The 17,641-nt window shown below is 56.2% G+C and carries 15 protein-coding genes; 8 read left to right on the top strand and 7 right to left on the bottom strand.

Translation table 11 applies throughout. The features are described 5' to 3' along the window. The first annotated feature begins 100 nt into the window (after positions 1-100). The 4 genes from map (at position 101) to B9Y90_RS17275 (ending at position 5,054) form a co-directional block, all read left to right on the top strand. The gene (gene map / locus B9Y90_RS17290) at positions 101-895 is read left to right on the top strand and encodes a type I methionyl aminopeptidase (protein ID WP_039296492.1); all 795 of its coding nucleotides are present in this window, start codon (positions 101-103) and stop codon (positions 893-895) included. Between the two features lie 64 nt (positions 896-959). Further along, positions 960-3,632 (top strand): bifunctional uridylyltransferase/uridylyl-removing protein GlnD, encoded by a 2,673-nt coding sequence (gene glnD, locus B9Y90_RS17285; RefSeq protein ID WP_039290405.1) that lies wholly within the window; start codon positions 960-962, stop codon positions 3,630-3,632. A 97-nt stretch (positions 3,633-3,729) separates the two neighbouring features. Beyond that, complete coding sequence (dapD, locus tag B9Y90_RS17280) at positions 3,730-4,554, top strand: 2,3,4,5-tetrahydropyridine-2,6-dicarboxylate N-succinyltransferase (RefSeq protein WP_085541999.1); 825 nt, start codon at positions 3,730-3,732, stop codon at positions 4,552-4,554. A 110-nt stretch (positions 4,555-4,664) separates the two neighbouring features. Then, a complete protein-coding gene (locus tag B9Y90_RS17275) occupies positions 4,665-5,054 on the top strand; it encodes a DUF3461 family protein (protein WP_008456913.1) in 390 nt (129 codons plus the stop codon). A gap of 57 nt (positions 5,055-5,111) precedes the next feature. Here B9Y90_RS17275 and degP read toward each other — a convergent pair whose 3' ends face one another. Together degP and dgt are read right to left on the bottom strand one after the other, a co-directional pair. Beyond that, positions 5,112-6,554, bottom strand: coding sequence for a serine endoprotease DegP (degP, locus tag B9Y90_RS17270; RefSeq protein WP_039290401.1), 1,443 nt, complete (start codon positions 6,552-6,554; stop codon positions 5,112-5,114). 142 nt (positions 6,555-6,696) lie between these two features. Continuing rightward, positions 6,697-8,211: a dGTPase gene (gene dgt, locus B9Y90_RS17265; protein ID WP_085541998.1), complete on the bottom strand. Its 1,515-nt coding sequence runs from the start codon at positions 8,209-8,211 to the stop codon at positions 6,697-6,699. Between the two features lie 94 nt (positions 8,212-8,305). On the opposite strand from dgt, the gene mtnN reads away from it, so the two are divergent. The 3 genes from mtnN to B9Y90_RS17250 are packed head-to-tail and all read left to right on the top strand — an operon-like array spanning position 8,306 to position 10,440. Next, positions 8,306-9,004: a 5'-methylthioadenosine/S-adenosylhomocysteine nucleosidase gene (gene mtnN, locus B9Y90_RS17260; RefSeq protein ID WP_039296490.1), complete on the top strand. Its 699-nt coding sequence runs from the start codon at positions 8,306-8,308 to the stop codon at positions 9,002-9,004. Further along, positions 8,997-9,797 (top strand): vitamin B12 ABC transporter substrate-binding protein BtuF, encoded by an 801-nt coding sequence (gene btuF, locus B9Y90_RS17255; protein ID WP_085541997.1) that lies wholly within the window; start codon positions 8,997-8,999, stop codon positions 9,795-9,797. Before mtnN ends, btuF begins: the two co-directional genes overlap by 8 nt. A gap of 22 nt (positions 9,798-9,819) precedes the next feature. Further along, entirely contained in the window at positions 9,820-10,440 is a 621-nt protein-coding gene (locus B9Y90_RS17250) for a TRIC cation channel family protein (RefSeq protein WP_039290393.1), read from the top strand. A 49-nt stretch (positions 10,441-10,489) separates the two neighbouring features. Here the strand turns inward: B9Y90_RS17250 and erpA are convergent, their stop codons facing one another. Together erpA and clcA are read right to left on the bottom strand one after the other, a co-directional pair. Then, on the bottom strand, positions 10,490-10,837 hold the full coding sequence (gene erpA, locus B9Y90_RS17245) for an iron-sulfur cluster insertion protein ErpA (RefSeq protein ID WP_008456903.1): 348 nt from the start codon (positions 10,835-10,837) through the stop codon (positions 10,490-10,492). Between the two features lie 80 nt (positions 10,838-10,917). Further along, positions 10,918-12,339 carry a H(+)/Cl(-) exchange transporter ClcA gene (gene clcA / locus B9Y90_RS17240; protein ID WP_085541996.1) on the bottom strand — a complete coding sequence of 474 codons (1,422 nt, stop codon included), beginning with the start codon at positions 12,337-12,339 and terminating at the stop codon, positions 10,918-10,920. Positions 12,340-12,516: 177 nt separating this feature from the next. On the opposite strand from clcA, the gene hemL reads away from it, so the two are divergent. Further along, complete coding sequence (gene hemL / locus B9Y90_RS17235) at positions 12,517-13,797, top strand: glutamate-1-semialdehyde 2,1-aminomutase (protein ID WP_085541995.1); 1,281 nt, start codon at positions 12,517-12,519, stop codon at positions 13,795-13,797. Between the two features lie 161 nt (positions 13,798-13,958). Here the strand turns inward: hemL and fhuB are convergent, their stop codons facing one another. The 3 genes from fhuB to fhuC are packed head-to-tail and all read right to left on the bottom strand — an operon-like array spanning position 13,959 to position 17,631. Then, entirely contained in the window at positions 13,959-15,938 is a 1,980-nt protein-coding gene (gene fhuB / locus B9Y90_RS17230; protein WP_085542010.1) for a Fe(3+)-hydroxamate ABC transporter permease FhuB, read from the bottom strand. Continuing rightward, on the bottom strand, positions 15,935-16,834 hold the full coding sequence (gene fhuD / locus B9Y90_RS17225; RefSeq protein WP_085541994.1) for a Fe(3+)-hydroxamate ABC transporter substrate-binding protein FhuD: 900 nt from the start codon (positions 16,832-16,834) through the stop codon (positions 15,935-15,937). The genes fhuB and fhuD overlap by 4 nt, the downstream gene beginning before the upstream one ends. Continuing rightward, entirely contained in the window at positions 16,834-17,631 is a 798-nt protein-coding gene (gene fhuC, locus B9Y90_RS17220) for a Fe3+-hydroxamate ABC transporter ATP-binding protein FhuC (protein WP_039290381.1), read from the bottom strand. The genes fhuD and fhuC overlap by 1 nt, the downstream gene beginning before the upstream one ends. Between the last annotated feature and the right edge of the window lie 10 nt (positions 17,632-17,641).

The following is a 17,641-nucleotide window of genomic DNA, read 5'->3' as shown; positions in this document are numbered from 1 at the left end:
TTGATGATTCTCAATTTTGCAGGGAGACGCCCCCCCTGATACCATTACAGCAACTTCCCTGTTCATTTGTGTCGACATGATCGACATCTGCGGATCTGATATGGCTATCTCAATTAAGACACCTGAAGAAATCGAAAAAATGCGCGTCGCTGGCCGTCTGGCTGCCGAAGTGCTGGAAATGATCGAATCCCACGTTAAACCGGGCATTACCACCGGCGAGCTGGATCGCATCTGTAATGATTACATCGTGAACGAACAGCAGGCTATTTCCGCTTGTCTGGGCTATCACGGCTTCCCAAAATCCGTCTGTATCTCTATCAACGAAGTGGTTTGCCACGGCATTCCGGACGATGAAAAAGTGCTGAAAGACGGCGATATCGTCAATATCGACGTGACCGTTATTAAAGACGAATACCACGGCGACACCTCTAAAATGTTCATCGTGGGCAAACCGACGATTCTCGGCGAACGCCTGTGCCGCATTACGCAGGAAAGCCTGTATCTGGCGCTGCGTATGGTGAAACCGGGCATCCGCCTGCGCAGCCTCGGCGCGGCAATTCAGAAGTTCGTTGAAGCCGAAGGTTTCTCTGTCGTACGTGAGTACTGTGGTCACGGCATTGGTCGCGTATTCCATGAAGAGCCTCAGGTACTTCACTATGACGCAGACGACGGCGGCGTAGTACTTCAGCCGGGTATGACCTTCACCATTGAACCGATGGTTAACGCCGGTGATTACCGCATTCGCACCATGAAAGACGGCTGGACGGTGAAAACCAAAGATCGCAGCTTGTCTGCTCAATACGAGCATACTATTGTGGTGACGGAGAACGGCTGCGAGATTATGACCCTGCGTAAAGATGACACCATCCCGGCAGTGATTTCGCATAACGAATGATGCCCTGACGTCAGTCAGCAATCTAAGCCGGCCCTGAGCCGGCTTTTTTTATGGGTAGCGCACAATGAGTCCAGCTTTGCCAGAGCAGTTTGCCAACACCACCGAACCCGAGATCGCCGGCCAGCCGGACTATCCAAACAGCTGGCAGGAAGCCGAACTTAACTGCGCAGACATCAAGTCGCACTTAGACACTTTCCAGAAATGGCTGGGTAAAGCTTTCGATAGCGGCGTTTCCGCTGAACGGCTGATTGAAGCCCGTACCGAGTTTATCGATCAGCTGCTTCAGCGGCTGTGGATTGCCTACGGCTTTGCCGATGTGCCAGAAGCCGCGCTGGTTGCCGTGGGCGGCTATGGTCGTGCCGAGCTTCACCCGCTGTCGGATATCGACCTGCTGATCCTGAGCCGCAAGCGGCTGACCGACGCCCAGGCGCAAAAAATCGGCGAGCTACTGACTCTGCTTTGGGACGTGAAGCTGGAAGTCGGTCACAGCGTACGTACGCTGGAAGAATGCCTGCTGGAAGGTTTATCAGACCTGACGGTGGCCACTAACCTCATCGAATCTCGCTTGTTAATTGGCGATGTCGCCCTGTTCCTTGAGCTCCAGAAACACATTTTCAGCGAAGGTTTCTGGCCGTCGGCAAAGTTCTTTGCCGCCAAAGTCGAAGAGCAAAACGAGCGCCACCAGCGCTACCACGGCACCAGCTACAACCTTGAGCCGGACATCAAAAGCAGCCCCGGCGGCCTGCGTGACATTCACACGCTGCAGTGGGTTGCCCGCCGTCACTTCGGCGCCACCTCCATGGGCGAAATGGTGGATTTTGGCTTCCTGACCGAAGCCGAGCGCAAAGAACTTGATGAATGCCAGCATTTGCTGTGGCGTATTCGCTTCGCCCTGCACCTGGAAGTCAATCGCTACGACAACCGGCTGCTGTTTGACCGCCAGCTTAGCGTGGCCCAGCGCCTGCACTACAGTGGCGAAGGCAACGAGCCGGTCGAACACATGATGAAGGACTTCTATCGTGTCACCCGTCGCGTGGGCGAGCTGAACCAGATGCTTCTGCAGCTGTTCGATGAAGCCATTCTGGCACTGGACGCCAGCGAAAAACCGCGCCCGCTGGATGATGACTTCCAGCTGCGCGGCACGCTTATCGATCTGCGGGATGAAACCCTGTTTATGCGCGAGCCGCAGGCTATTCTGCGCATGTTTTACATGATGGTGCGTAACCGCGACATCACCGGCATTTACTCCACAACGCTGCGCCACCTTCGTCACGCCCGCCGTCACCTGACCCAGCCGCTCTGCTACATTCCGGAAGCGCGCGAGCTGTTTCTGGTAATGCTGCGTCACCCTGGAGCAGTCAGCCGTGCGCTGGTGCCAATGCATCGCCATAGCGTGCTGTGGGCCTATATGCCGCAGTGGTCACATATTGTCGGCCAGATGCAATTTGATCTGTTCCACGCCTACACCGTGGATGAACACACTATTCGCGTCCTGCAAAAGCTGGAAAGCTTCGCGAAAGAAGAAACTCGATCGAAGCATCCGCTGTGCGTCGATCTCTGGCCGCGTCTTTCCCATCCTGAGCTGATTTTAATTGCCGCCCTCTTCCACGATATCGCCAAAGGGCGAGGTGGCGATCATTCCGTGCTGGGCGCACAGGATGTACTGAAATTTGCCGAGCTTCATGGCCTGAACTCCCGGGAAACTCAGTTGGTTGCGTGGCTGGTCCGCCAACATCTGCTGATGTCCGTCACCGCCCAGCGCCGTGATATTCAGGATCCTGAAGTCATTAAACAATTTGCCGAAGAGGTGCAGACCGAAAACCGCCTGCGCTATCTGGTCTGCCTGACGGTGGCAGATATCTGTGCGACCAACGAAACGCTTTGGAACAGCTGGAAGCAAAGCCTGCTGCGTGAGCTGTACTTCGCCACCGAGAAACAGCTGCGCCGCGGGATGCAGAACAGCCCGGATATGCGCGAACGCGTTCGCCACCACCAGCTTCAGGCGCTTGCGCTGCTGCGGATGGACAACATTAATGAGGAAGCCCTGCATCACATCTGGGCGCGCTGCCGGGCGAACTACTTTGTTCGCCATACGCCAAACCAGATTGCGTGGCATGCCCGGCATTTGCTCAAGCACGATCTTAGTCAGCCGATGATCCTGCTTAGCCCGCAGGCAACGCGCGGTGGCACTGAGATCTTTATCTGGAGCCCGGACAGGCCTTATCTGTTTGCCGCCGTCTGTGCCGAACTCGACCGCCGTAACCTCAGCGTTCACGACGCACAGATCTTCACGACCCGTGACGGCATGGCGATGGACACCTTTATCGTGCTCGAGCCCGACGGCAGCCCGCTGTCCATTGATCGGCACAATATTATTCGCCACAGTCTCGAGCAGGCAATCACCCAGACGACCTGGCAGCCACCGCAGCCGCGTCGCCAGTCGGCAAAACTGCGTCACTTTACCGTCGATACCGAAGTCAACTTCCTGCCAACGCACACCGACCGGCGAACATTCCTTGAGCTGATTGCACTCGATCAACCAGGTCTTTTGGCCAGGGTGGGCGAAGTGTTCGCCGACCTCGGTATTTCGCTCTACGGGGCGAGAATTACGACAATTGGTGAGCGAGTAGAAGATTTATTTATAATCGCCACCGCAGACCGGCGTGCACTTAATAATGTGCTCCAGCAGGAAGTGCAGCAACGGTTGACAGCGGCCCTTAATCCAAACGATAAATAACGGTCTTTTATTTTTTACCTTTTTAGCCCGAGAGCGACAGTCAAGTTGATTGTCGCCCAAAAGTTGAAAGGTAAGTCACAATCAGGAAATGTTCATCATGCAGCAGCTACAAAATGTAATCGAAACCGCTTTCGAGCGTCGCGCCGAGATCACCCCGGCAAATGTTGATACCGTGACCCGCGAAGCGGTAAATCAGGTGATTGCCCTGCTCGACAGCGGTGCGCTGCGCGTTGCTGAAAAAATTGATGGCCAGTGGATCACCCACCAGTGGCTGAAGAAGGCCGTACTGCTTTCTTTCCGCATTAACGACAACAAAGTAATCGAAGGCGCTGAAAGCCGCTATTTTGATAAAGTTCCGATGAAATTCGCCGACTACGACGAAGCGCGTTTCCAGAAAGAAGGCTTCCGCGTTGTGCCGCCGGCGGCAGTCCGCCAGGGCGCGTTCATCGCACGTAACACCGTGCTGATGCCTTCTTACGTCAATATCGGTGCTTATGTTGATGAAGGTACCATGGTCGACACCTGGGCTACCGTAGGTTCTTGCGCGCAGATCGGTAAAAACGTTCACCTGTCCGGCGGCGTTGGCATCGGTGGCGTACTGGAACCACTGCAGGCCAACCCAACCATCATCGAAGACAACTGCTTCATCGGCGCACGTTCCGAAGTGGTTGAAGGCGTTATCGTTGAAGAAGGTTCCGTGATCTCCATGGGCGTTTACATCGGCCAAAGCACCCGTATCTTTGACCGTGAAACCGGTGAAGTCCACTATGGCCGCGTGCCAGCAGGCTCCGTTGTCGTTTCCGGCAACCTGCCTTCTAAAGACGGCTCTTACAGCCTGTACTGCGCGGTAATCGTGAAGAAAGTTGACGCCAAAACCCGCGGTAAAGTGGGCATCAACGAACTGCTGCGTACCATCGACTAAGTTTTTTGCACCAAAAGGCGGGTTATCCCGCCTTTTTTGCATCTGGCACTAGCGGAAAAGGAATTTTCCGTTAATTCTCTAATGGTTATTGATATTGAAGGGTACCGCTTATGTACGATAATTTAAAAAGTCTGGGTATTACCAATCCTGATGAAATCGATCGTTACAGCCTCCGGCAGGAAGCCAACAACGATATCCTGAAAGTCTATTTCCAGAAGGATAAGGGCGAGTTTTTTGCCAAAAGCGTGAAGTTTAAATACCCACGCCAGCGCAAAACCGTGGTGGCCGATGGTGTAGGCCAGGGCTACAAAGAAGTGCAGGAGATCAGCCCCAACCTGCGCTATGTCATCGATGAACTCGATCAGCTTTGCCAGCGCGATCGCACCGAAGTCGATCTAAAGCGTAAGATCCTCGACGATCTGCGTCACCTCGAATCCGTGGTAACCAACAAGATCAGCGAAATTGAGTCCGATCTGGAAAAACTGACCCGCAATAAGTAGTTCAGAAATCCATAAAAAAGGGCCGCGAAAGCGGCCCTTTTCAGTTCTACACGAAGATTACTGCATCAGCAGATAAATCTGCGCATCACCACGTTGAATGCTCAGCGCCATCACCGACGGCTTGCTGTCCATCACTTTACGCAGCTCAGCGATATTGTTCACCGCCTGCTGGTTCACGCCGACAATAATGTCACCTTTTTTCAGGCCAATACGCGCGGCCGGGGTATTTGGCTTCACGCTGGTGACCTGCACGCCTTTCTGGTCTTTACCGCCGCGGTTGCTCATCTCCGCGCCTTCAATACCGGTGAAGATAGTGGCGGCATCAACCTGATTCTGAGTGCTTTGCTGCAGCTCCAGGTTCACCGTGACTGGCTTGCCATCACGCAGCAGGCCCAGCGAGATTTTGCTGCCCACCGGCATGGAACCAACTTCTGCGCGCAGCGCGGCAAAGCTACTGATCGCCTTGCCGTTCAGCGTGGTGATCACATCCCCTGCTTTGATCCCTGCTTTAGCTGCGGAAGAGTTCGGCATGACCTGGCTGACAAACGCGCCACGCTGAGCATCGACTTTCATCGCTTTCGCCAGCTCCGAGTTCAGCTCAGTACCCATAATCCCCAGCTCGCCGCGGCGAACCTGGCCGTACTGGACCATCTGAGCGGTCAGGTTTTTCACCATGTTGCTCGGGATAGCAAAGCCGATACCGATGTTACCGCCGTCCGGGGCCAGAATCGCCGTGTTGATACCGATAAGCTCGCCGTTCAGGTTAACCAGCGCCCCACCGGAGTTACCGCGGTTGATCGCCGCATCGGTCTGGATAAAGTTCTCGTAGTTTTCAACATTCAGGCCACTACGGCCCAGTGCAGAAACGATACCGGAGGTCACGGTTTCACCCAGGCCATACGGGTTACCAATGGCTACGGTGTAATCCCCCACGCGCAGCGCGTCGGAGTCGGCAATTTTAATCGCCGTCAGGTTTTTAGGATCCTGCAGCTGAATAAGCGCGATATCGGAGCGTGGGTCTTTACCCACCACTTTGGCGTCAAACTTACGGCCATCGCTCAGCTGAACTTTAATCACAGTGGCGTTATCCACTACGTGGTTATTCGTGACGACATAGCCTTTCGCAGCATCAATAATTACCCCAGAGCCCAGGGCCATAAACTTCTGCTGCTGGCTGCTGCCGTCACCGCCGCCTTGAGCGCCACCGCCCTGGCAGAAAGGTGAACTTTGGAACGGCGAACCGTCCTGGCAAAACGGTGAGTTATCGCCGAAGAATTGCTGGAAATTACGCCCCATACGCGGAGTATTTACCGTTGTGCTCCCTTCAACGTTGATACTCACCACCGAAGGCATCACCTGCTCCAACATCGGCGCAAGGCTTGGCAGCGGCTGCGCAGCAGATGCGGAAGAGGCCGTCTCAGCGGCGGAGGCAGACATCGGACTCAGCGCCAAACCCAGACTAAGAGCCAGCGCACTCATTGCTAACGTGGTTTTTTTCATGGAATCATCTCAACTTTCAAATAACGCAAAATTGCTGTGTTGGTACACCATTCAGAGTGAAGTTTACGCGCGAAGTTCAGCGCTTAAGTGCATGGAAAAAGTAAAAATTTATTGTTCATCTTTACAAAACTCCCAATAGAACTCACTCCACTGCCATCAGGCGTCGATACTCATCCCAGGCATATAAATCGGTCATTCCACTGATGTAATCCTGAATAAGCCTTGCACGGAAATAGTATTCCCACACGGAAAAATCAAGGCTTGCCGGATGCAAAGCGCTGACGGCTTCCACATAAGCAAGCCTATGTTTAGTTGAAAGTTTGTGGAAAAGTCTTGATTCAATCGGCAGACGACGCAGGCTTTCCTTACTCACCAACTCAGTAAAGTCCTCCGTTGAAAGTGCGAGTAAGGGACTGTAAATATCCAGTAAACCGCTGATAACCCGGTAGCCCTGCAGCTCCAGTTGCTCAATATCCGGGTGGCTGAAGACCTGGCGCACGGCCACCTGCTTGTACAGTTCCAGCAGACGGGCAAACGGGCTGTCGTCCTCCAGCAATGCATGATTGAACTCGCCGGAATAAATCTCAGGCAAATTATCGATAAAACGCTGGGCGGCATACGGCGCCAGTTTGTTTAGCGTATTGACGCGCAGGTACATAAAGAACTGATCTTCCGCACTACGACGCATTTGGTTGGTGCGGGATTTCTCCCAGGCATCTTTGACCACCAGCTCAAAGAGATCGCCCTTTTTCTGCTCACCCCAGGACTCGCTCAGATGCAGATAAAGCTGCTCGACGCTGAAAATACGCTTCTCGACGGCATCTTCGAGATCCGCCACGCAGTAAGAAATATCGTCCGCCGCCTCCATGATCCAGGTCAGCGGAAAACGGCTGTACTCGCCCAGATTTAACTCTTTGCGCAGGCGCGCGATATACCCCTCTTCCGACAGATAAAAGCCCGGTTTTTTCATCAAATAGGCGTGACTGGCCGGCGGCGTTTGGGCAAACCAGGCCGGGCGGGTGTATTTGAGAATGCAGCCGACCTGTGCCCAGGTCAGGTTCATGCGCAGCAGGCTGTGCACCAGCCGGATGCCTTGCGCATTGCCTTCAAAATGGCACAAGTCCTGGCGAACTTTGCCACGTAGAGTATTTAATCCCTCTTCGCCTTCGCGCAGCCGGAGCACATCTACCTTGCAGCGATCGTCACTCCGGGGCTGTCCGCCGCTGTCTTTCGGCTGCAGGCGCTGGCGGAACCAGTCGTTAATCGCCGACTCGCCAAAATGACCGAACGGCGGATTGCCGATGTCGTGCATCAGGCAGGCCATTTCCACTATGCTTTCAAACGGGCCCGTTAGCTCATCAAGGCCATATTTCTCCAGCGCCTTCTGCTCTTTCAGGCGGCTGAGGATCTCCTTGGCAATGTAGCGCCCGACCTGCTGCACTTCCAGCGAATGGGTAAGACGGGTGCGCACGGCAGCATTACGCTCCAGCGGGAAGACCTGCGTTTTCTGCTGCAGGCGGCGGATTGCGGGAGAATTAATGATCCTGCCGCGATCGCTTTCGAAGATACGCAGGATCTCAAGTTCGCTCTTCTCTCCTTCGGGCGAGCGGAAGCGTCGGTGCCAGTTAATTTTTTTGCGGAAGTCTATTTCGCTCATGCCCACTCCTGTTCCGTTGATAAGGAGACTGTTTGCCATGATAGACTATGCCCCGAAAATTGAGTCATGTTCCACCACATTAGCGAGTATCTCTATGAAAGCAGGCATTATTGGTGCAATGGAAGAAGAAGTTACGCTGCTGCGTGACAAAATCGAAAACCGTCACACTCTGAGCATCGCCGGTTGCGAAATTTATACCGGGACGCTAAACGGCGTTGAAGTGGCACTGCTGAAGTCCGGCATCGGCAAAGTTTCTGCGGCCATGGGTGCTACGCTGCTGCTGGAACACTGCAAGCCAGACGTGATCATCAATACCGGTTCCGCAGGCGGCCTGGCACCGACGCTGAAAGTGGGCGATATCGTGGTATCCGACGAAGTGCGCTATCACGATGCTGACGTCACTGCTTTCGGTTACGAGTATGGCCAGATGGCGGGCTGCCCGGCGGCTTTCATTGCCGATAAAAAGCTTATTGAGGCAGCAGAAACCTGCATTAAAGAGCTGGATCTGCACGCGGTTCGCGGCCTGATCGTCAGCGGCGATGCGTTTATTAACGGCTCCGTGGCACTGGCAAAAATTCGCCACAACTTCCCGCAAGCCGTGGCGGTAGAAATGGAAGCGACGGCCATCGGCCACGTTTGCCATAACTTCAACACGCCGTTTGTGGTGGTTCGCGCCATCTCCGACGTGGCCGATCAGCAGTCCCACCTGAGCTTCGAAGAGTTCCTGGCCGTCGCAGCCAAGCAATCCACTCTGATGGTGGAAAAACTGGTTCAGCACCTGGCTCGTGGCTAAGTTCACCTTTTGGCGCGGGGCGACCGCCCTGCTCCTTTGCCTCCCGGCGCTGCTGTTTGCGGCGCCTCGGGTTATCTCCCTCTCTCCCGCTAATACCGAACTGGCCTTCGCAGCCGGTATTACCCCTATTGCGGTGAGTGCTTACTCTGATTACCCACCTCAGGCAAAGCAGATTGAACAGTTAGCCAACTGGCAGGGCGTGAATTTCGAGCGCATCGTTGCCCTCAAACCGGACGCAGTCCTCGCCTGGCGCGGAGGTAACCCGGACAGGCAGGTGAACCAACTGGTTTCGCTGGGCATTAAGGTCATCTGGCTCGATCCTAAAAGCGTTGCCGACGTTGAGGCCGCGCTGCGCCAGCTCGCGCCGCTAAGCCCCACGCCCGAAAAGGCAATCAAAGCGGCTGAAACACTCTCCAGCGAGTTCGCCGCGCTAAAAGCTCGCTACGGCCATAGCCAAAGCAAAAAAGTGTTCCTGCAGTTCAGCCAGCAGCCGCTGTTTACTACCAGCAAAGATTCCATTCAGAACGAAGTCGTTGAGCTTTGCGGTGGGCGCAATATTTTTGCCGACAGCCGGGTTCCCTGGCCGCAGGTCAGTCGCGAACAGGTTCTGACGCGCCAGCCACAGGCTATTATTATTTCGGGCGATGCGAGCAATATTCCGTCGGTACAGCAGTTCTGGAGTAATCAGTTGAAAGTTCCGGTTATTGCCGTGAATGATGACTGGTTTACTCGCTCGGGCCCGCGTATTATCCTCGCCGCAAAACAGCTCTGCGAAGAGCTGGCGAAAGCTTAACGTCATGCTCTGAGGGTCATAAATGCTGGTCTATTGGCTGGATATTGTCGGTACCGCCGTGTTCGCTATTTCCGGCGTTTTGTTGGCCGGGAAACTGCGGATGGATCCCTTTGGCGTGCTAGTGCTCGGGGTAGTTACCGCGGTAGGCGGGGGAACAATCCGCGATATGGCCTTAGCCAACGGCCCGGTATTCTGGGTGAAAGATCCCACGGACCTTGTGGTCGCCATGGTGACCTGTATGTTGACGATAGTCCTGGTGCGCCAGCCACGACGTCTGCCTAAGTGGGTGCTTCCCGTGCTGGATGCCGTCGGCCTGGCGGTGTTTGTTGGCATCGGCGTCAATAAAGCGTTTCTGGCCGATGCCAGCCCGCTAGTGGCGATTTGCATGGGCGTGGTGACCGGCGTAGGCGGCGGGATTATTCGTGACGTACTGGCCCGTGAAGTGCCGATGATTCTGCGCACCGAGATTTACGCCACAGCCTGCATTATCGGCGGTATTGTTCACGCGACGGCGTACCACACCTTTAACGTCCCGCTTGAGCAGGCCAGCATGATTGGCATGGTGGTTACGCTGGCGATCCGCCTCGCGGCCATCCGCTGGCACCTGAAACTGCCGACCTTTGCGCTAACAGACCGACAATAGCGATAAAAAAAGCCGCGTTTGATACGCGGCTTTTTGTTTCAGCAACTTATCAGATGCTGAAGGAGGAACCACACCCGCAGGTGCTTTTCGCGTTCGGGTTAGTCACCACGAAGCGGGAGCCTTCCAGGCCTTCGCTGTAATCCACCGCGCCACCGACCAGATATTGCAGGCTCATTGGATCCACAACCAGAGCAACGCCCTGTTTCTCGATGGTCATGTCGCCGTCGTTGATCTGGTCGTCAAAGGTAAAGCCATACTGGAAGCCGCTGCAACCACCACCGGTGATATAGACGCGAAGTTTCAGATTCGGGTTCTCTTCGTCTGCAATCAGACTTTTCACTTTATTGGCTGCGGCTTCGGTAAACTGCAGCGGCAGCGCTACTACGTCATCACTCATTTTTTGCTCCCAACAATTAACAAGTCGGGCAGAAAACAACCCGCACTTTTGCGGCATTATCTAATACCCGAGTAATTCGTTCAAGTATTCTGCCCGGCGGAAGCCTGCTCGCCCGCTCGCGCTTTCTCAGCTTCTTGTTTTGCCAGAGTTCTTGCCAGAATCACCGAGTATAGCGGTTTTCCGCCCAAAAATTGTGCCAACAGTGTCGCCCCGAGGCAGGTGATAATCATTGGCAAAATGAGCTGGTAATTATCCGTCATCTCAAGCACCAGCACGATAGCGGTGAGCGGAGCACGCAATGAGGCCGCCAGCAGCGCCCCCATTCCGGCAATCGCAAAAGTGCCCATATCAAGATGATACGCGGGGAACCAAGAGGCACAAGCCGTGCCAAACGCGGTGCCAAGCAGCGTGCCCAGCGCCAACATCGGGGCAAAAATACCGCCCGGTGCGCCGGAGGAGAAACAGAGTAAAGTGGTGATGACCCGAGCGACGAACAGGAACAGCAGCATGCCGATGGTGTAATTCCCCATGGCCGCAATCGGGATCAGGCTAAACCCGCCGCCGGACGCCGCCTGCTGAATAAGCCCCAACACACCGCAAAGCCCGCCAATCACCCCGCCGATCAGCACCCATTTCTTAATGTTGCCGCCGTGAATGCGCTGGAACATATCCTGAGCGCCAATCACCAGTCGATTAAACACCACGCCGACAATGCCAAAAATCATGCCGAGGATCAGATACAGCCACAGCGTGTTGACCGGCGCATCCGCCAGCTTGCCTACCTGAATCACCGTGGTTTCGGTATTAAAGATCCGGAACACGATGCTCGACATAATCACGCCGATAAACACCGCTTTTATCGAAATCAGGTTATAGCGGAACTGGGTGCGCATCTCTTCGATGATAAACAGGATCCCGGCCAGCGGCGCATTAAATGCCGCAGACAGCCCGGCAGCAGCGCCGGTTGCCAGCAGCGAATGACGGGCTTCCGCACTTTTCATGCGGAAGATGTCCGTCACCATTCGCCCGATGTTACCACCAAGCTGCACGGTCGGCCCTTCGCGCCCCAGCACCATTCCCGCGCCGAGCGTGCCCATCCCGCCGATAAATTTCACCGGGATCACGCGCCACCAGCGCACTGGCCGTAAGTCTTCCAGTGCCCCTTCGATTTCAGGAATGCCTGACCCACCGGCTTCAGGCGCAAAACGGCGTACCAGAAAATAGCCCACCATCGCCAGCAGCGCCGAGCTGATAAACGCCAGCGGCCACACCAGCCAGGCACTGTCCGCGACCTGCGCCAGCATACCGATGCGGTGCTGAAGCACCCAGTTAACCGACTTCTCAAACGCCACGCCGACCAGGCCTGCAAGCGTGCCAACCACTGCGGCCATCAGCAAAATCATTAGCGGCATTTTATCCTGGCCAATCAGGCGACGCAGAATAGCCCCGCGACGCTGTTGGACGCTTTGCGCCTGATCGAGAGAATTATGGGCTAAGTTCATGGGCTCTAACCATTTAGTCATACAAATAAGGCGGGCATTTTACCCACAGAAAAGACCTTCGTCTTATTAAATTAGCTAATAAACCGTAACGTTTGATTTGGGCAAATATTTCAACGCAGGGCAGGTTTCACATAGAATAGCCCGCTGTCACCATTTCCACGAATCAGGAGCCGATTCATGAGTAAGTCTGAAAACCTGTACGCCGCAGCCCGCCAGGTCATTCCCGGCGGCGTTAACTCTCCAGTACGCGCCTTTACCGGCGTAGGCGGAGTGCCTCTGTTTATCGAGCGTGCGGACGGGGCTTACCTGTATGACGCAGACGGTAAAGCCTATATCGATTACGTTGGCTCATGGGGCCCAATGGTGCTCGGCCACAACCATCCGGCGATCCGCAATGCGGTTATCGAAGCCGTTGAGCGCGGCCTGAGCTTTGGCGCGCCAACCGAAATGGAAGTGAAAATGGCGGAGCTGGTTTGTGAGCTGGTGCCCACCATGGACATGGTTCGTATGGTGAACTCCGGCACCGAAGCCACCATGAGCGCTATCCGCCTGGCTCGCGGCTACACCGGCCGGGATAAAATCATCAAGTTCGAAGGCTGCTACCACGGCCACGCAGATTGCCTGCTGGTGAAAGCCGGTTCCGGCGCGCTGACCCTCGGCCAGCCAAACTCTCCGGGCGTGCCGGCAGACTTTGCTAAGCACACCCTGACCTGCACCTATAACGATTTGGCTTCCGTGCGCGAAGCCTTCGAGCAATATCCTCAGAATGTGGCCTGTATCATCGTTGAACCCGTCGCGGGCAACATGAACTGTATTCCTCCGCATGCAGACTTCCTGCCGGGCCTGCGCGCGCTGTGCGACGAATTTGGCGCACTGCTGATCATTGACGAAGTGATGACCGGCTTCCGTGTGGCGCTGGCGGGCGCTCAGTCTTACTACGATGTCGAGCCAGACCTGACCTGCCTCGGCAAAATCATCGGCGGCGGGATGCCGGTCGGTGCCTTCGGTGGCCGTCGTGAAATCATGGACGCACTGGCACCAACCGGCCCGGTTTACCAGGCAGGCACGCTCTCCGGTAACCCTATCGCGATGGCAGCGGGCTACGCCTGCCTGACAGAAGTGTCTCAGCCCGGCGTTCATCAAACCCTGACCGAGTTGACAGAAATGCTGGCTAACGGCCTGTTGAATGCGGCGAAAGCAGAAAACATCCCGCTGGTGGTGAACAACGTCGGCGGCATGTTCGGCCTGTTCTTTACCGATGCCGAAACTGTCACCAGCTATAACGATGTGGTTGCGTGCGACGTGGAGCGCTTTAAGCGCTTCTTCCACCTGATGCTGGAAGAAGGTGTCTACCTTGCGCCGTCAGCGTTTGAGGCAGGCTTTATGTCCGTGGCGCATAGCAAAGAAGATATTCAGCGGACTATCGATGCGGCACGCCGCGTGTTTGCGAAGCTGTAATTTTTACCCTCACCCCGGCCCTCTCCCTGGAAGGGAGAGGGGGAAAAAGCAGATTTATGCTCTTTCCAGTACCCTCTCCCCTTTAGTAAGAGGGGGAAAATAACTGATTTATGCTCTGTCCAGTTCCCTCTCCCCTTTGGGGAGAGGGTTAGGGTGAGGGGCTACCGCCCCTGCTTTCTCAGCAAATAAACGAAATAAGGCGCACCGATAAACGTCGCCAGCAGCCCCGCCGGCACCTGATTCGGGAACAGAATCATCCTGCCGCACCAGTCAGCCAGAATCATTAACATCCCGCCAAAAATCCCGGCCATCGCTATCTGCGGCATTGCCCTGCGGAACCCAAGCATGCGAGCAATGTGCGGCGCCATCAGCCCGACAAAGCTCAGCGGGCCGACAATTAACGTCGCCGTGGCGGTAAGCGTTGCCGCCAGCAACAACAGCGCAAAACGCGATGGCGTTAACGCCATTCCCACCGCCCGAGCAGTAGCACCACCCAGCGGTAAAATCACCAGCCAGCGGCGCAGCAGCGGCGTGATGGCTAACAGCCCGACCATGACAACCAGCGTTCTGACCGCCTGCTCGCCTGTAACGTTATACGTCGAGCCTGAAATCCAGGTCAGCAGCGTTGCCATACGCGGATCGCCGCTTGCCATCAGCATCATCAGCAGCATGGTAAAGGCGGTGCTGAGCGCCATCCCGGCCAACAGCATACGCTGAGGTGAAAACCCGCCTCGTCCGGCAGCCATCATGATGATCAGCAGCGTGACAGCCGCACCAAGACTGCCCGCCGGCAGCAGCCAGACAAACGCATTCCCCGGCACAATAAACAGCATCAGCACCACGCCGAAGGCCGCGCCGGAGCTAATGCCCAAGACTTCCGGGCTGGCCATCGCATTGCTGGTTAACCGCTGGATCAGGCAGCCTGCAACCGCCAGCATCACGCCCGCGGTCAAAGCCGCCATAACGCGCGGCCAGCGCCACGGCAGCACATCGTCAAAGAGCGCGCCACTTAGCCAGCGCCAGCCATCAGCATCACGTCCCAGCGCCAGCGCAGCGGCAATCACCAGCAGCAGAATGCCAAGACCAGCGGCGATCCAAAACAGTACACGCTGGCGTTCAGCCTGAACGTGGTCTCCGGCGCTCATGGACGGCGCACCGCTGGTGCGCAGACGCGGCAGCAGCCACAGCAGGATAGGCGCGCCAATCAACGCGGTGACCGTCCCGGTAGAGACTTCGCCCCATACGCTGGAAAGCCAGACCACAACCTGGTCAGACAGCCAGAGAATCAGCGCCCCAATTAACGGGGCAAGGAACAAACGAGCGGCCAGGCGTCGAGCCCCCAGCATTTTGGCCAACAGCGGCGCAAACAGCCCGATAAAACCGACTATCCCGACAGCATTAACCAACTGAGCGCTGATCACAATCGCCAGCGCCAGCGTCGCCAGCCGTACCAGAGAAAGCGCCAGGCCCAGATTACGCGCCACGCCGTCATCCAGTCCCATCAGCGTCAACGGACGCAGCAACAGCAGCGTTAGCAGCAGGCCGCCCAGCAGGCGTGGCCACAGACTTTCAACGCTGCTCCAGTCCTGCTGATTGAGTGACCCGGTGCTCCACAGGAACATATTCTGAAGCTGGTCATGGTGGAAGATAGCCAGCAGTTGGTTGACCGCGCCGCAATAAAGGCTCAGCACCAGGCCCGCAAGAATCAGCGTGACCGGCGACATCCGCTTGCCCCAGGCAACGCCAAACACGAGCAGGCCTACGACCGCCGCACCAATCAGCGCTGCAAACGGCTGGGCAGCCAGCGGCAGCACCCAAAGCGTAGCAACCGTGACGCCAAGCTGAGCCCCGCTGGCTACGCCAAGCGTTGTCGGCTCCGCCAGCGGATTGCGCAGCACCTGCTGGAACAGCACGCCGACGAGGCCCAACCCTGCCCCAACCAACAGCGATATTGCGAGACGCGGCAGCAGGCTGAAGTGAAATAACATCTGTTGAACACTGTCGATATCCGGCTGGATAAAAGCGCTGCGCCACTGCGAAGAGGGTAAGACACCATGCATGTTATGCAGCGTCAGCCACAGTGCACAAACAAACAGCACCAGCAGCAGGCTGGCGGGGAAAATAGCGTGACGTTTCATCAGGCCAGGCTCCTCAGGCCATCGTCCAGCACGCGGGCGAAGTGCATAGCCGACATCGTCGTGCCATAAAGCCAGACGGCGGGAACTTGCTGAAAACGGTTCTGGCGGATAAACGGCATCGCTTTCCACAGCGGCGTGGCCGTTACCTGGCGGGCTACCGCTTCGTTTTTATGGTCGAAGCACAGCACATCGGCGTCTTTGATCGACGCCAGGCGTTCAATCCCAACGACCGCCGTCCCCCAGAAGTTCGTTTCTTCTTGCCAGGCATTCGTCACCCCCAGCAAATCCATCACCTGCTGGAACAAACTGTGTTTGCCCACCACCAGTGCATGGCGATTATCCAAAAATGACATCAGCAGCACCGGGCGGTTGCCGCGCGCGGCAAAGCGAGGTTTCATACTGGCAATAAACGCATCAAATTCGGCCAAATGCCGACTGGCAGCCTGCTGCATGCCCAGCGTATCACCCAGCTGAATGAGCGATTTACGCGCAATCTCCAGCGGTTTGCCGGAGCCATCGTTAAAATTGAACCCAAGCCCTGGTGCGATACGGGTGATTTTTTCTGGCGAAGGGCCGTAGCCTGCAGAATAGAGAATCAGAGACGGTTTTAGCTGCGCCATCAGCTCGAGGTTGGGTTCGGTGCGCAGGCCCACATCAATCACGCCTGCCGGCAGCTTAGGTTCGTTCACCCAGATTTGGTAATTAGGGATATCAGCGACGGCCATCGGCGTGACGCCGAGCGCCATCATCAGCTCAACGGGCAGCCATTCCAGGGCGATGATGCGTTTTGCATCCGGCACCGCCGCCTGCGCGACAGGTAATTTTAGCAGCAGCGGTGAAAGCGCCATCGCCGCCAGAAGGCGGCGACGGGTTAAAAGAAAGTCATTCATACGGCTCATCAATAAACAAAACTCACCGGCGCAGCCCCCGCCGGGTGCGGCAGGATGCCCATAGGAATACCGTAGATATGCTCCAGCGTCTCGCTTTGCATTAACGCTTCCGGCGTCCCTTGCGCGATCATTTCGCCGCCGCGCAGTGCCACCAGATTGTCGCAATATCTCGCAGCCATATTGATATCGTGCAGAACGGCAACCACCGTCAGGCCGCGCTCCTGGCTAAGGCGATGGATCAGCGCCAGCACGTCAACCTGATGAGCGATATCCAGCGCAGACGTTGGCTCATCCAGCAGCAGGCAGCGGCTATCCTGCGCCACCAGCATGGCGATCCATGCCCGCTGGCGCTCGCCGCCGGACAAGCTGTCCACCAGGCGATGCGCAAACGGCTTTAGTCCTACCAGACTGATTGCCTCATCCACCAGCTCACGGTCAGCCACCCCAAAACGCCCTAAAGCCCCATGCCACGGATAACGACCAATCGCAACCAGCTCACGCACCGTCATGCCCTCAGCGGCAGGAAGCTGCTGGGGAAGATAGGCCACCTGCCGGGCAAAAGCTTTGCTGCCCCAGCTGTCCAGCGGCTGTGAGTTCAGCAGAATTTCACCTTCAGAAGGTTTCTGGTGGCGACCCAGCATTTTCAGCAGCGTCGATTTACCGGAGCCGTTATGGCCAATCAGGCCAGTGACTTTACCCACCGGAAAGGTGATAGACAGCGGATGGAGTAGCGTGCGGCCGGGCACGCGAAACGTGACATCAGTGAGGCTAAAAGTCGTGTCGGGATGAAGCTGTTTATCCTGCATGGTAGCCATC

The sequence above is a fragment of the Cedecea sp. NFIX57 genome (assembly GCF_900177785.1).
In the GTDB taxonomy this organism is placed as follows: domain Bacteria; phylum Pseudomonadota; class Gammaproteobacteria; order Enterobacterales; family Enterobacteriaceae; genus Cedecea; species Cedecea neteri_C.
Note: the sequence above shows the minus strand (reverse complement) of the source record. Positions and strands in the feature narration are given on the sequence as shown.

What these genes read in the sequence shown, in the direction of transcription:
- map (WP_039296492.1), top strand. Translation starts at nt 101, where the DNA reads ATGGCTATCTCAATTAAGACACCTGAAGAAATCGAAAAAATGCGCGTC.
- glnD (WP_039290405.1), top strand. Translation starts at nt 960, where the DNA reads ATGAGTCCAGCTTTGCCAGAGCAGTTTGCCAACACCACCGAACCCGAG.
- dapD (WP_085541999.1), top strand. Translation starts at nt 3,730, where the DNA reads ATGCAGCAGCTACAAAATGTAATCGAAACCGCTTTCGAGCGTCGCGCC.
- B9Y90_RS17275 (WP_008456913.1), top strand. Translation starts at nt 4,665, where the DNA reads ATGTACGATAATTTAAAAAGTCTGGGTATTACCAATCCTGATGAAATC.
- degP (WP_039290401.1), bottom strand. Translation starts at nt 6,554, where the DNA reads ATGAAAAAAACCACGTTAGCAATGAGTGCGCTGGCTCTTAGTCTGGGT.
- dgt (WP_085541998.1), bottom strand. Translation starts at nt 8,211, where the DNA reads ATGAGCGAAATAGACTTCCGCAAAAAAATTAACTGGCACCGACGCTTC.
- mtnN (WP_039296490.1), top strand. Translation starts at nt 8,306, where the DNA reads ATGAAAGCAGGCATTATTGGTGCAATGGAAGAAGAAGTTACGCTGCTG.
- B9Y90_RS17250 (WP_039290393.1), top strand. Translation starts at nt 9,820, where the DNA reads ATGCTGGTCTATTGGCTGGATATTGTCGGTACCGCCGTGTTCGCTATT.
- erpA (WP_008456903.1), bottom strand. Translation starts at nt 10,837, where the DNA reads ATGAGTGATGACGTAGTAGCGCTGCCGCTGCAGTTTACCGAAGCCGCA.
- clcA (WP_085541996.1), bottom strand. Translation starts at nt 12,339, where the DNA reads ATGAACTTAGCCCATAATTCTCTCGATCAGGCGCAAAGCGTCCAACAG.
- hemL (WP_085541995.1), top strand. Translation starts at nt 12,517, where the DNA reads ATGAGTAAGTCTGAAAACCTGTACGCCGCAGCCCGCCAGGTCATTCCC.
- fhuD (WP_085541994.1), bottom strand. Translation starts at nt 16,834, where the DNA reads ATGAGCCGTATGAATGACTTTCTTTTAACCCGTCGCCGCCTTCTGGCG.
- fhuC (WP_039290381.1), bottom strand. Translation starts at nt 17,631, where the DNA reads ATGCAGGATAAACAGCTTCATCCCGACACGACTTTTAGCCTCACTGAT.